Here is a 13115-nt window from a genome sequence, read left to right on the forward strand (position 1 = left end):
CAGCGGCGCCGCTCACAAGAAGCGGAAGCGTTCGGGGCCGAGATCCCACGGGTCGCGTTCGAGGTACTCGGCCGCCGCCCGGAACACGGCGCCCTCGATCATCATGCGCCGGTGCAGGTCGTCGTCGATGTGCGGGTGGCCGAGCCGCTCGATCGGGACGCGGTAGAGGATGATGCGCTTCTGCTCGCGCAGCACCTGCCAGCGGGGGATCGCTCCGGTGGCCGAGGGGGGCATGATGCCGATCTCGAACGACACGTCGCGCAGCTCGCTCCACGCCGACCGCAGGAATTCGGCGGCCGTGCTCACAGCGATGTCGAAACGCTCGATCCGGGTGTCCAGCGGGGGCAAGGGCGGCCGCACGACGGGGCTGCGGTTCTCGCGGCCGTGACGACCGTGGCGCGAGGGCCGCGCGACCGGCCGGGCCTCACGGGATCGACGACGCATGCGCCCATCCTACGGTCGGCGACGCGCGGCGGCCGCGGCGTTGCGGCGCGGGACCCGCGCCGCTCGACCCCGGCGCGGCGTGGCCGCCCCGGGCCGGCACCGGCCTAGGCTGACCCGCGATGCGCGACAGACTTTGCTCGAAGGTGGGATGCGCCCGCGAGGCGATGAGCACCCTCACCTACGACTACGGCGACCAGATGGCCGCGCTCGGCCCCCTCGGCCGTGCGGGCGACCCGCACGCGCACGATCTGTGCGCGATCCACGCCGACCGCCTGTCGGTTCCCCGGGGCTGGGTCGTCGTGCGCCACGAGACCCTCCGGGCCTGATCCGGCCTCAGGCCTCAGGCCTCAGGCGTCGAGGTCAGGGACGCCGCCCGCTCGTTCTCGAGCAGGAGCGCCCGGTACTCGCGGTCGCGTCGCACCGCCGCCGCAGCACGCACCAGCGTCTCGGGGTCGACAGCGGGCACGGGAGAGACGTACGGCTGCACCGACTGCGCCAGGCTCGCGGCGACGCGCGCGCGGGCGGCGGGCTCGAGCGCGTCGGCCCCGCGGACGAACTGCGCGACGCGGGCGGCCAGCCGGTCGGGGAGGCGCGAGACATCGGCGACCGCCGCCCACCCCTCCATCCCCGGGGGGACCCCCGGCGCCGCCGCCGGCAGCGGGCGCGTCCGCGTGCGCTCGCACGCCGTGCCGGCCATCAGGTCGCCGAGCCGCTGGGCGCGCGGAGTGAACATCCCCACGACGGCGGCGATCCCGCCGAGCGTGAACCACAGCTCCAGCACGCCCACGAGCGCGCGGATGAACGCCTGACGGAAGCCGGTGGCTCCGCCGTCGACGCGCACGATGCGCCCGCCCACCGCGAGACGGCCGAGGCTGCGCCCTCGGGAGAGCGTCTCGACCGCCGTCGGAACGACCACCATCACCGCCACGATGAGCACGATGACGCCAATGCGGAAAGCGCTGTCCGGAATCGTCCCGCCGGCGACGAGCGCGGTGAGAAGGAGCGAGCCGGCCACGAGCAGCACGATGCCGACGACCATGTCGATGAGGCATCCCACCGCGCGCAGGAAGAACCCGAGCGGCTGCACGTCCAGTGCGACGGCCTCGCCGGTGAGCGTCTCGTCTGCCGCGGCGTGCACGAGCGTCGTCGCGGGACCGGGGACCGGAGGGGATGCCGCGGGCGAAGCCATGCGTACAGTTGATCACATGGACCTCGACGCCCTCACGGCCGCGCGCCGGCAGGAGTGGGCGCGGCTGGACGAGCTGGGCCGGACGCGGCGGCTGGCCGGTCCCGAGGTCGACGAGCTCGTCACCCGGTACCGCGCGGCCTCGGCGGATCTCGCGGACATCAAGACGTCGGCGGGACGCACGCCCCAGGGTGACTACGTCTCGATCCTGCTCGCGCGCACGCGGCTGCGTCTCACGGGTGTCCGCGAGAACGTGCTGCGCCAGGTGCCGCGGTTCTTCCTCCGGCAGCTGCCCGCGGCCCTGTACCGCGTGCGCTGGACGACGCTCGCCATCGCCGTCGGCTTCGTCGTGGTCGCCTCCCTCGTCGCCCTGTGGATCTCGTCGGATCCTCGCGCGGTGGCGGCGCTGGGCGCGCAGAGCGAGCTGCAGAACTACGCCGATCAGCAGTTCGTGCAGTACTACCGCGAGAACCCGAACGCCGTCTTCGCCGGCACGGTGTGGACCAACAACGCGTGGATCGCCGCGCAGTGCGTGCTCTTCGGTGTCACCGGTGTGTGGCCGCTCATGGTGATGATGCAGAACGCCATCGGCGTGGGATCGTCGGCGGCGATCATGATCGCGTTCGACCGCTCGGACGTGTTCTTCCAGTTCATCCTCCCGCACGGTCTGCTCGAGCTCACGGCGATCTTCGTCGCCGGTGCGGCGGGCCTGCACATCTTCTGGGCCTGGGTCGCGCCCGGGCGGCGTACCCGAGCCGCCGCGCTCGCCGCCGAGGGGCGCGCGCTGGCGACCGTGGCCGTGGGGTTGGTCTTCGCGCTGGGGCTCTCGGGGCTCGTGGAGGGTTTCGTCACGCCGACGACCTGGCCCTGGCAGGTGAAGATCGCGATCGGCGCGGCCGCGCTGGGCGTGTTCCTGGTCTACATGCTGGTCGTGGGGCGTCGAGCGTTCCGGTCGGGCGAGACCGGCGACGTCACCGAGTACGAGGGCGGCACGCCGACGCTGGTCTCGGGCTGAGGCATCCGCGAATCTCGCTGTTCCCCCGCGCGTCATTTTTGATTCACTCAAAACAAGCTAGAGTGGGGGAATGCTCGACGATCGGACGGATGCCACCGCGGATGCCCTCATCCGCGGGGCGGGGCTGCGGGTGACGGCGACGCGTGTCGCGGTGCTCGAAGCCCTGCGCGCCCGCCCGCACGCCACCGCCGATGACGTCTTCGACGGCATCGTCGGGACCCTTCCCGGCACGAGCAAGCAGTCGGTGTACAACGCGCTCGGCGACTTCGCCGACGCGGGACTGGCCCGCCGCATCGAACCCGCCGGTCACGCCGGCACGTTCGAGCTGCGCGTCGGCGACAACCACCACCACGTGGTGTGCACCGGGTGCGGCCGCATCGACGACGTGGACTGCGTCGTCGGTTCGGCCCCGTGCCTGCACATGCCGGAGGGCAGCGGTTTCCTCATCGAAACCGCCGAGGTGACGTTCTGGGGCGTGTGTCCCGAGTGTCGAGCGAAGTCCGAAGCCGAAACACCGAGAGGATCCCGATGAGCGACACTCTGAACGGATGCCCCGTCTTCCACGACGGCCCCGCCCCCGACGACAACCGACTGCCGGTGGGTGAAGCCCCCGCCGACAGCGAGCCCGCGGGCGCGCTGCCCCACCCGACCCAGGGGTCGGCCAACCGCGTGTGGTGGCCCGAGAGCCTCAACGTGAAGATCCTCGCGAAGAACAACGCGCTGCGCGACCCGCTCGACGCGGGCTTCGACTACCGCGCCGCTTTCGAGGCGCTCGACCTGGATGCCGTGAAGAAGGACATCCAGCAGGTCATGACGACCTCGCAGGACTGGTGGCCCGCCGACTTCGGCCACTACGGTCCCCTGATGATCCGCATGGCGTGGCACAGCGCCGGCACGTACCGCGTGACGGACGGTCGCGGCGGCTCGGGCGCCGGCATGCAGCGCTTCGCACCGCTGAACAGCTGGCCCGACAACGTCAACCTCGACAAGGCCCGCCGCCTGCTGTGGCCGATCAAGAAGAAGTACGGCCAGTCCATCTCGTGGGCCGACCTCATGATCCTCGCCGGCAACGTCGCGCTGGAAGACATGGGCTTCCCGACCTTCGGCTTCGCCGGCGGCCGCACCGACGTGTGGGAGCCGGACGACGACGTGTACTGGGGCCCCGAGACCACGTGGCTCGGTGACGAGCGCTACACGGGCAACCGCGAGCTCGAGCGTCCGCTGGCCGCCGTGCAGATGGGCCTCATCTACGTCAACCCCGAGGGCCCCAACGGCAACCCCGACCCGCAGCTGTCGGCTCACGACATCCGCGAGACGTTCGGGCGCATGGCCATGAACGACGAGGAGACCGTCGCCCTCATCGCCGGTGGCCACACCTTCGGCAAGACCCACGGCGCCGCCAGCGACTCGCACGTCGGGCCGAACCCCGAGGCCGCCGACATCGAGGACCAGGGCCTCGGCTGGAAGAACAGCCACGGCACCGGCAAGGGCGACGACACCATCACCAGCGGTCTCGAGGTCACCTGGACCTACCACCCGACCCGCTGGGACAACGAGTTCTTCCACATCCTCTTCGCCTACGAGTGGGAGCTCTTCCAGAGCCCCGCCGGCGCCCACCAGTGGCGTCCGGTCAACGGCGGCGGAGCCGACATGGTTCCCGAGGCGCACCCGAACGGCCGCCGCGAGCCCCGCATGCTCACGAGCGACCTGGCCCTGCGCGTCGACCCGGCGTACGAGAAGATCTCGCGCCGCTTCGCCGAAGACCCCGCCGCCTTCCAGGATGCCTTCGCCCGCGCGTGGTTCAAGCTCACCCACCGTGACATGGGCCCGCGTGCCCGCTACCTCGGGTCCGAGGTGCCGACCGAGGTGCTCGACTGGCAGGACCCCGTGCCCGCCGTCGACCACCCGCTCATCGACGCCGCCGACGCGGCGGCGCTGAAGCAGCGCCTCCTCGACAGCGGCCTGTCCGTCGCGCAGCTCGTGACCACGACGTGGGCCGCGGCCTCGACCTTCCGCGGCAGCGACAAGCGCGGCGGTGTCAACGGCGCGCGCATCCGCCTCGAGCCGCAGAAGAGCTGGACGGTCAACAACCCCGAGCAGCTGGCATCCGTGCTCTCGGTGATCGAGGGCATCAAGGCCGAGTTCGACGCGCAGGCGTCGGACGGCAAGAAGGTCTCGATCGCCGATCTGCTCGTGCTCGCCGGCAACGCCGGTGTCGAGCAGGCCGCCCGCGCGGGCGGCGTCGAGGTCGAGGTGCCCTTCACCCCCGGCCGCACCGACGCCACGCAGGAAGAGACCGACGTCGACTCGTTCCGCTGGCTCGAGCCGATCGCCGACGGCTTCCGCAACTACGCCTCGCGCGAGACGCGACTGCCGGCCGAGTTCCTGCTGCTGGACAAGGCGAACCTGCTCACGCTCACGGCCCCCGAGATGACCGTGCTCGTCGGCGGCCTCCGGGCCATCGGCGCGAACTGGGACGGCTCGGACTGGGGTGTCTTCACCGGCACCCCCGGCGCCCTGACGAACGACGTGTTCGTGAACCTCCTCCACCTCGGCACGACGTGGAAGCCGCTCGACTCCGGCAAGCACGCCTTCCAGGGGACGAAGGACGGCTCGGGCGAGACGGTGGGGATCGGCACGCGCGTCGACCTCGTGTTCGCCTCGAACTCCGAGTTGCGCGCGCTCGCCGAGGTGTACGCCTCCGACGACGCGAAGGAGAAGTTCGTCCGCGACTTCGTCGCCGCATGGCGCAAGGTCACCGAGCTCGACCGGTTCGACCTGGTCTGAGTCCCGGCATCCGGAAGGCCCGTCCCGTGTGGGGCGGGCCTTCCGCGTCTGCGCCGTGTCTCCGCCGCCCCGATAAACGCCGTCCCTGTCGAGACACGCCACGACACCGCGTGTCTCGAGAGGAATTGCGTTTATCGGGGAAGGGCGCGGGGCGCGGATGCCGGGATCAGGCGCGGGAGAGGCGGCGTAGACCCTCGTCGATCGAGACGCGGGGCGTCCAGTGCAGGTCGCGGCGGATCTCGGTCTGGTCGAACCAGTGGGCGGTGGCGAGCTGCTCGGCGAGGAAACGCGTCATGGGCGGCTCGTCGGTGCCCGGGCGTACGGCCCAGACCCGCTCGACGAGCGATCCAGCGGCCCGGGCGAGACCGGCGGGCACGCTGAACGCCGGCGGCCGGACGCCCGCGGCGCGGCAGATGCCGGCGAGCAGATCGCCGACGGGGCGTGGCTCGCCGTTGGTCAGCACGTAGGCGCGGCCGCTGACGTCGTCGACGCGCTCGAGGGCGGCGACGATGCCGCTCGCGGCGTTGTCGACGAACGTGGAGTCGATGAGTGCGGTGCCGCCGTTGAGCAGCGGCAACCGTCCGCGGCGCGCCCGATCCACGACGCGGGCGATGAGCTGCGTGTCGCCGGGACCCCAGACGATGTGCGGCCGGATCGCGACGACGGATGCCGTGGCCCCGGCGCGACCGAGGGCGAGCAGCTCCGCCTCGGCCTTCGTGCGCGCGTACTCGCCGCGTGCGGCGACCGGGTCGGCGGGCTCGGCGCCGACGCCGGCTAGGGCGTGGCCCGCATGGGCGACCGACGGCGAGGAGATGTGCACGATGCGCGACACCCCCGCGGCGGATGCCGCGTCCAGCAGCGTGCGGGTGCCCTCGACGTTCACGGCCTGGAACTCGGCCGGGTCCCCGGCGAGCGACACCTTCGCCGCCAGATGCACCACGGCGTCGACCCCGGTCACGGCGGAGGCCGTGGCATCCGGGTCGGTCACCGAACCGAGGCGGTCGTCGGCGCCGGCCATTCCCGACGGGCGGCGCTGGAGCGTCCGCACCTCGTGCCCGGCGTCCTGCAGGGCGACGACGACCGCGCGGCCGAGGAATCCGGACGCGCCGGTGGCGAGGACCTTCACGGCGCCGTCGGCCGCTCGCCGGCGAGGATCCGCTCCGCCCAGGCGGCGAGACGCGAGCGGTCGATCTTGGAGTTGTGCCGGATGTCGGTGGGCAGGGCGGGCACGACCAGCACGGCGGCCAGGGCCTGCGGCGTCGCTGCCCGCACGACCTCGGTGAGACCCGGGGATGCCACGCCCGCGCGCCGCACACCCGGATCGCGTTCGACGACGGCGACGACGACCTGCCGACCGACGGGCCCGACGCCCACCGCCGCGGCACGCGAGACGCCCGAGACGGACTCGACGTCCTGCTCGATCGCGACGGGGGTGACCGGTCCGTGGGCCGTCGTGATGACGTGGGGCAACCGGCCCTCGATCCACAGGCGTCCGGCGGCGTCGAGGTGGCCCACGTCGCCCGTGCGGTGCCAGCGCCCCGGCAGCGCGTCGAGGTCGCGACGCGCCTCGCGGTCGGTGAGGGAAAGGCGGAAGTAGCCGCGCTTGAGGTGCGGCGCGCTGATGACGACCTCGCCAGTCACGCCCGCGTCGGTAACGGGAGAACCGGTGGCTCGTCCCTCGGCGTCGAGGGCGGCGATGCGCACGCGGCCGCGGCCGATCGGCGTGCCGACGCACACTCCGTGATCGCCGGAGGCCACGGCCTCTTCGATCTCGGGCAACGTGACGTCGGCGACGAGCAGGCATTCGGTCATGCCGTACGGCGTGTGCGCCGTCGCGTTCGGCATGAGCTCGTGCGCCCGTCGCAGCAGCGGGGTTCCCACGGGCGCGCCCGTGGATAGGAACGTGTGCACGCCGGCCAGGGCGGCGCGGTCCTCGGTCGTGAGCGCGCCGGCGGTGGCGACGACGTTGCGGACGGCGGCGGGGGAGAGGAACACGATGCGCGCGTCCGACGCGCGGACCGCCGCCGCGACAGCACTCGCGGTGAGGGTGCGCGGCGCCGAGACGTCCATGTCGGGGGTCGCCGATCGCGTGCCCAGGGCCGGGCCGAGGAGGGCGAACGGTGCGAATCCGGTGACGAGGCCCGTGTCCGGGCCGACGTCGAAGTGCGCGGCCAGCGCGTCGCGCAGCGACGAGAGCTGACGGTGCGTGTACACGACACCCTTGGCGGGGCCCGTCGATCCCGACGTGAACAGCACCGCGGCGTCGGCGTCGATGTGCGGGGGAGCGGGCAGTGCGCGCCCGCGGCCGGCGAGGGCCACCTCGGACAGGCTCGCCTCCACGCCCAGAGCCCGCGCGGCGGCGGTCGGCAGCGCCGCGGCGGAGAGGCGGCGTCCCGGCCAGCCCAGGGCGCGCGCGGCGGCGAGCCCGGCGACCTCGCCGATCACGACGTCGGGTACCGCACCGCGCACGGCGCGGGAGAGACCCCGGATGCCGAGCCCTCGGTCGGCCACGACGACGATGGCGCCGATGCGCAGACACGCGTACAGCACGGCGGTGAGGGTCGGTCCCGGCGGGACGAGCAGCGAGACGCGGTCGCCGGCGCGGACGCCGATCGCGTCGAGCCCCGCGGCGATTTCGTCGACGCGGGCGGCGAGCTGTCGCCAGCTCACCCGGAGCGGGGCGCGGCCCGGGCGAGCGGCCATGTCGATGACCGCGACGTCGTCGTCGGCACGGCGGGTCGTGAGCGCGTCCCACAGGGGAGCGGGAGCCGCGTCGTCGTCCCCGGGGGCGTCGTCGGTGATCCGTGCGGACGCGGGGGAGCCGGCATCCGGGCCCGGGACGACCTTCTCGGCGAGCCAGTCCAGAACCGCCTCGGCGTACGGTCGCTCCTCGGCGACGAGGTGCCCCGCGCCCTCGTAGCGGTGCACGTCGGCGTGCGGGAGACGGTCGACGAGATCGTCGAGGTGCACCTCGCCGAACACGGGGTCCTTCGGCCCGCGCAGCAGCAGGGCCGGGACGTCGAGGTCGCGCAGGCCCGCCGACAGGCGGCGGAGGGCGGGCGTGCTCTCGTCCACCGCCGTGGCGGGGATGTCGGCGACGAACCCGCCGATGCCGCGTCGGCGTTCGACCGTGGCGTAGGGCGCGCGGAACGCGGCCCGTACCGCCGGGTCGAGGTCGGCGAGGGCGAGGGTCGTGTCGAGGAACGCCGTCGTGCCGGTCGTGCCGGCCGCGAGCATCCCCCGGGCCGTGGCGACCCGGAGCGGGAACGGCAGCGGCGCGTCCTCGGCGTGGTGCACGGCGGTGTTGAGGGCGATGACCGCCGCGAGACCGTCGCGGTTCTCGACCGCCCACCCGAGAGAGACGGGACCGCCCCAGTCGTGGCCGATCGTGACGACGGGGGTGCGGATGCCGGCCGCCTCGACGAGCGCGGAGAGGTCCGCGATGCGCTGCGCAAGTGTCCGGCGCACGTCGGTGCGCTCGGAGAAGCCCATCTCGAGTTGGTCGACGGCCACGACGCGCCAGGCGGGCGCGCCCGCGTCCGCGCGGACGAGCGAGGCGTTCACCAGCGCGCGCCACAGGTAGGACCACGTCGGGTTGCCGTGGACGGCCACGATGGTGCCGACCGGGGTGATGCCGCGCTCGTCGAGCAGGTCGCCGGTGTCGAGGATGTGCCACGTGCGGCGTCGGCCCGCGTCGGCGCCGGTGCCCTCGACGTCGATGAGTCGGGAGAAGGCCGGGTCCAGGCCGGGGAGCCCGGCGGGAGGGAGAGTCGCCCGCAGGCCGGTGACCGTCACCAGGCCAGCTCCAACATCCCGGTGTTCAGCCCGGAGCCCACTCCCATCAGCAGCACGCGGTCGCCGCGACGCAGGGTCTTCTGCTCCTCGGCCAGGGTGATCGGGATGGAGGCCGGGCCGACGTTGCCCAGGTTCGGGTAGGTCACCGGCACGCGGCTCCGGTCGAGCTTGGCCGCGCGGACGATCGCGGAGGTGTGCACCGACGAGACCTGGTGGGTGATGTAGCGGTCCATGCCCGTCCACGCGAACTCGCCCTTGGCCTCTTTCCAGGCCGACACGACGAGGTCGAGGCCGCCCTTGAGCAGGGCTTTCGCGTCGGTGAACATGCCGTCGACGCTGCCCACGCACAGGTCGTAGAACTGCGTCGCGGCGCGCGTGACCCCGCCGACGATGCGGTGACCCTCGGGGTGGTCGCTGGCGCGGCCGAGCACCGCCGCCGCCGCGCCGGAACCGAGCGTGAGCGAGGCGAACTCCTGCATGAAGGCGTCGCGATCGAGGTCTTCGCGCACGAGGCGGTTGATCGTGTTGACCTGGATCTCGTCGGCATCCTCGCCGTTGACGATGAGCGCGTACCGCACCTGGCCGGACTGGATCATGCCCGCCGCCAGGCTCATGCCGTTGATGAAGCCGAGGCAGGCGTTGGCGACGTCGAAATTGATCGCCGAGCTCGGCAGCCCCAGGCCGTGGTGGAGGCGGACCGCCACCGAGGGCTCGAGGTGCTTGCGCGTGACGGAGGTGTTGATGATGAGGCCGATCTCACTCGGGTCGACGCCCGCCTCGGCCAGCGCTTGCTTGCCCGCCGCGATCGTCGCCTCGTCGGAGGATTCGCCCTCGGCCCAGTTGCGGCGCTCCACGACACCGGCCACCCGGCGCAGCAGCCCCGGTTTGAGCTTGAGTCGCGTCAGCGCGGGGGCGAGCCTCTCCTCGATGTCGTCAGAGGTGGTCACGCGGCTGGGCAGCACGCTCGCCACCGACACGAGGGCCACATCGTCGAAGCGAGTGGTGGCGTTTCCTGGCAAGAGAGCTCCCGCATCCTGTGCGTAGACGGCGCAGCCGGGCGCGGAGGGACACGCCGGCGGCTGGAAGGGTACCCCCCAGGATAAGCCGCGACGTATGCGGACGGGTGCATGGCGGAGCGGTGTGCTAGTCCCGGATGCCGTGACCCGGTGCGTCAGAGGCGCCCGGCCGCCTTGAGGGCGAGGTAGCGGTCCGCCACGAGAGGGGGGAGGTCGTCGGCCGACGCCGTCACCGCATCGCCCCCCGCGCGGACGACCGCCGCGCGCACGCGGTCGGCGTCCGAGCGCGCGCGTTCGATCGCGGCGGCGGCGTACACGGCCGCGGCGTCGTCGCGTGCCGGGGGTTCTCCCGGACCGTCGGTGGCGGTGGCCACGAGCAGACGCGAGCGCGCCGCGACCGCCGGGAGCGAGGCGAGGAACGCGCGCGCCGCCTCCGGGTCGTCGGCGGCGGTGAGGAGCACCACGAGCGCGGGGCGCTGGGTCAGACCGCGCACCTGGGCGAACGCGGCATCCCAGTCGGTGTCGATGAGCTGCGGGTCCACGGGGGCCATCGCGTCCACGAGCGCGGGGAGCAGTTGCGCTCCGTCGACGCGCGTGACCCGGGCGCGGGTCACCCGGTCGAACATGAGCAGGTGCACGTGGTCTCCGGCGCGTGTCGCCAGGGCCGACAGGAGCAGGGCGGCCTCCATCGCGGCATCCAGACGCGCGCCGTCGCCGACGCGTGCCGCGGCCGTGCGACCCGTATCGATGACGATCACGACGTGCCGGTCGCGTTCGGGGCGCCACGTGCGCAGCATCGTCGTGCCCGCGCGCGCGGTGGCCCGCCAGTCGATCGAGCGCACATCGTCTCCGCGCACGTACTCGCGCAGGCTGTCGAACTCGGTGCCCTGCCCGCGCACCTGCAGCGACGTGTTGCCGTCGAGTTCTCGCAGCCGCGCCAGCCGCGAGGGGAGGTGCCGTCGCGAGGTGAAGGGCGGCAGCACGCGCAGCCGCGCCGGCGCCGCGAGCGTCGCCTGCCGCCCCGCGAGCCCCAGGGGACCCTGAGAGCGCACGACGACGAACTCGCTGCGCAGCTCTCCGCGCCGCCGCGGCAGCAGCGACAGTGCGGCACCCCGGCGCTCGCCGGGAGGGACCACCAGGTGCAGGCGCTCGGTCGGGGCGCCCGCCGTCGGCTGCCACGCGTCGCGCACCCGGGCGCGCAGCGTCCGTCGGCCGACGTTGCGCACGCGCAGCTCGCCCGCGACGGGCTGATCGCGCAGGGCGCGGTCCGGCAAGCGACGCGTGATCTCGATCGCGCGCGCGTCGGCCGCCAGGAGCGTGTCGGCCGCGGCCAGTCCGGCGCACAGCACCAGCCACCCGCCGACCACGGCCCAGGGCGCCGCGCCGGCGGCGTGCAGCAGGATCAGCGGGATCACCCCGAGGGCGACGAGCAGGGCCAGACGGCCGGTGACGAACATCAGAGCGGGACGCGCGTCTGCTGCAGGACCGAGGTCAGGACGGCATCCACCGAGACGCCCTCGAAATCGGCCTCGGGCCGCAGCCGGATGCGGTGCCGCCACACGGGGACGAGCATCGTCTGGACGTGGTCGGGCGTGATCGCGGGCGAGCCGACGAGCCACGCCCACGCCTTGGCCGCCGCGAGCAGACCGGTCGACGCGCGCGGGCTCACGCCGAGCAGCACCGACGGGCTCTGCCGCGTGGCGCGGGCGAGGTCGACGACGTAGCCGAGCACGTCGTCGGCGACGGCGACGGACGCGGCGGCGCGCTGCGCCGCGAGGATCTCGGCCGGGGTGACCACGGCATCCATCCCCGCCTCGCCCAGCCGGCGCGGGTCGAACCCGCCCGCGTGCCGGCGCAGCACGTCGACCTCGGCGTCGCGGCCGGGGAGGTCGACCACGAGCTTCAGCAGGAAGCGGTCGAGTTGCGCCTCGGGGAGCGTGTAGGTGCCCTCGTGCTCGACGGGGTTCTGGGTCGCGGCGACGAGGAACGGATCGGGGAGCGGGCGGCTCACTCCGTCGGACGAGACCTGCCGCTCCTCCATGGCCTCCAGCAGGGCGGCCTGCGTCTTGGGGGGCGTGCGGTTGATCTCGTCGGCGAGCAGGACGTGCGTGAAGACCGGCCCCGCGCGGAATTCGAACTCGCCCGAGCGCGCGTCGTACACGAGCGAACCGGTGACGTCGCCCGGCATGAGGTCGGGGGTGAACTGCACGCGGTGGGTGTCCAGGCCGAGCGCGCGGCTGAAGGAGCGCACGAGCAGCGTCTTGGCGACACCCGGGACGCCTTCCAGCAGGACGTGGCCGCGCGCCAGCAGGGCGATGAGCAGCCCCGTGACGGTCCCGTCCTGCCCGACGACGGCCTTGCCGACCTCGGCGCGCACCCGGTGCATCGCCTGCCGCAGGTCAGCGTCGCCCGGTGACGCTGCGGGCGCAGCGCTCGGCGTCGGGGCGACGGCCGCGGACGCCGGAATCGCGGCGCCGGCCGGGTCGGGGGAGCCGAGAGGACTGTCGGTCATCGGGGGGTCCTTTCCGTGGGGAGGGTTGCGCGGACGCTCGTCTCGAGGTCGCGCAGGCGATCGCTCGCGGCGACGAGCTCGCGGTCGGTGCGGGGAAGATCGTCGATCAGGATGCCGCGCACCACCGCACGGTCGGCGGCGAGCCGGTCGGCCACGGCGTCGGCGAGGTGCTCGGCGGGCGTGCGCGCGGACATGCCGAGGAGGCGCACGAGCCGGCGTCGCGTGGCGCGCCGCAGCTCGTCGAGGGCGTGCGCCGCATCGCCGGAGGCGGCGTACAGCCGCGCGCGGCCCTCGGTCGTCTCGGTGGCCCGCACCGTGACCGGCAGACGCCCGGCGACGAGGGGGCCGAACCGCCGACCG

11 protein-coding genes and 1 pseudogene are annotated in these 13115 nt (G+C 73.5%); 4 read left to right on the forward strand and 8 right to left on the reverse strand.

Going from position 1 to position 13115, the window contains the following annotated elements; translation table 11 throughout:
• Positions 1 to 12: 12 nt before the first annotated feature.
• Positions 13 to 444, reverse strand: coding sequence for a hypothetical protein (locus LQV45_RS02350; RefSeq protein WP_230005565.1), 432 nt, complete (start codon positions 442 to 444; stop codon positions 13 to 15).
• A gap of 119 nt (positions 445 to 563) precedes the next feature.
• Between LQV45_RS02350 and LQV45_RS02355 the strand changes: the two genes are divergently transcribed.
• Positions 564 to 770 (forward strand): DUF3499 family protein, encoded by a 207-nt coding sequence (locus LQV45_RS02355; RefSeq protein ID WP_138174470.1) that lies wholly within the window; start codon positions 564 to 566, stop codon positions 768 to 770.
• A gap of 14 nt (positions 771 to 784) precedes the next feature.
• On the opposite strand, the gene LQV45_RS02360 is transcribed toward LQV45_RS02355, so the two are convergent.
• Entirely contained in the window at positions 785 to 1633 is an 849-nt protein-coding gene (locus tag LQV45_RS02360; RefSeq protein ID WP_230005566.1) for an RDD family protein, read from the reverse strand.
• Positions 1634 to 1649: 16 nt separating this feature from the next.
• On the opposite strand from LQV45_RS02360, the gene LQV45_RS02365 reads away from it, so the two are divergent.
• From LQV45_RS02365 to katG, 3 genes are all read left to right on the forward strand, one after another.
• On the forward strand, positions 1650 to 2645 hold the full coding sequence (locus tag LQV45_RS02365) for a stage II sporulation protein M (protein ID WP_230005567.1): 996 nt from the start codon (positions 1650 to 1652) through the stop codon (positions 2643 to 2645).
• A gap of 70 nt (positions 2646 to 2715) precedes the next feature.
• The gene (locus tag LQV45_RS02370) at positions 2716 to 3177 is read left to right on the forward strand and encodes a Fur family transcriptional regulator (RefSeq protein WP_230005568.1); all 462 of its coding nucleotides are present in this window, start codon (positions 2716 to 2718) and stop codon (positions 3175 to 3177) included.
• Positions 3174 to 5432 (forward strand): catalase/peroxidase HPI, encoded by a 2259-nt coding sequence (gene katG / locus LQV45_RS02375; RefSeq protein WP_230005569.1) that lies wholly within the window; start codon positions 3174 to 3176, stop codon positions 5430 to 5432. Before LQV45_RS02370 ends, katG begins: the two co-directional genes overlap by 4 nt.
• A 166-nt stretch (positions 5433 to 5598) precedes the next feature.
• Here katG and LQV45_RS02380 read toward each other — a convergent pair whose 3' ends face one another.
• From LQV45_RS02380 to LQV45_RS02405, 6 genes and pseudogenes are all read right to left on the reverse strand, one after another.
• The gene (locus LQV45_RS02380; protein ID WP_230005570.1) at positions 5599 to 6558 is read right to left on the reverse strand and encodes an NAD(P)-dependent oxidoreductase; all 960 of its coding nucleotides are present in this window, start codon (positions 6556 to 6558) and stop codon (positions 5599 to 5601) included.
• Positions 6555 to 9227, reverse strand: coding sequence for an alpha/beta fold hydrolase (locus tag LQV45_RS02385; RefSeq protein WP_230005571.1), 2673 nt, complete (start codon positions 9225 to 9227; stop codon positions 6555 to 6557). The genes LQV45_RS02380 and LQV45_RS02385 overlap by 4 nt, the downstream gene beginning before the upstream one ends.
• The gene (locus LQV45_RS02390; protein ID WP_230005572.1) at positions 9224 to 10246 is read right to left on the reverse strand and encodes a 3-oxoacyl-ACP synthase III; all 1023 of its coding nucleotides are present in this window, start codon (positions 10244 to 10246) and stop codon (positions 9224 to 9226) included. Before LQV45_RS02390 ends, LQV45_RS02385 begins: the two co-directional genes overlap by 4 nt.
• Positions 10247 to 10398: 152 nt before the next feature.
• Positions 10399 to 11700: a DUF58 domain-containing protein gene (locus tag LQV45_RS02395; protein ID WP_230005573.1), complete on the reverse strand. Its 1302-nt coding sequence runs from the start codon at positions 11698 to 11700 to the stop codon at positions 10399 to 10401.
• The gene (locus LQV45_RS02400) at positions 11700 to 12755 is read right to left on the reverse strand and encodes an AAA family ATPase (RefSeq protein WP_374208128.1); all 1056 of its coding nucleotides are present in this window, start codon (positions 12753 to 12755) and stop codon (positions 11700 to 11702) included. Before LQV45_RS02400 ends, LQV45_RS02395 begins: the two co-directional genes overlap by 1 nt.
• Positions 12752 to 13115, reverse strand: a pseudogene (locus tag LQV45_RS02405) (DUF4350 domain-containing protein); the annotation flags it as partial. The gene LQV45_RS02400 and the pseudogene LQV45_RS02405, both read right to left, overlap by 4 nt.

It is taken from the genome of Microbacterium sp. Bi128 (assembly GCF_918698205.1).

What these genes read in the sequence shown, in the direction of transcription:
- LQV45_RS02360 (WP_230005566.1), bottom strand. Translation starts at nt 1,633, where the DNA reads ATGGCTTCGCCCGCGGCATCCCCTCCGGTCCCCGGTCCCGCGACGACG.
- LQV45_RS02395 (WP_230005573.1), bottom strand. Translation starts at nt 11,700, where the DNA reads ATGTTCGTCACCGGCCGTCTGGCCCTGCTCGTCGCCCTCGGGGTGATC.
- LQV45_RS02370 (WP_230005568.1), top strand. Translation starts at nt 2,716, where the DNA reads ATGCTCGACGATCGGACGGATGCCACCGCGGATGCCCTCATCCGCGGG.
- LQV45_RS02365 (WP_230005567.1), top strand. Translation starts at nt 1,650, where the DNA reads ATGGACCTCGACGCCCTCACGGCCGCGCGCCGGCAGGAGTGGGCGCGG.
- LQV45_RS02355 (WP_138174470.1), top strand. Translation starts at nt 564, where the DNA reads ATGCGCGACAGACTTTGCTCGAAGGTGGGATGCGCCCGCGAGGCGATG.
- LQV45_RS02400 (WP_374208128.1), bottom strand. Translation starts at nt 12,755, where the DNA reads ATGACCGACAGTCCTCTCGGCTCCCCCGACCCGGCCGGCGCCGCGATT.
- katG (WP_230005569.1), top strand. Translation starts at nt 3,174, where the DNA reads ATGAGCGACACTCTGAACGGATGCCCCGTCTTCCACGACGGCCCCGCC.
- LQV45_RS02350 (WP_230005565.1), bottom strand. Translation starts at nt 444, where the DNA reads ATGCGTCGTCGATCCCGTGAGGCCCGGCCGGTCGCGCGGCCCTCGCGC.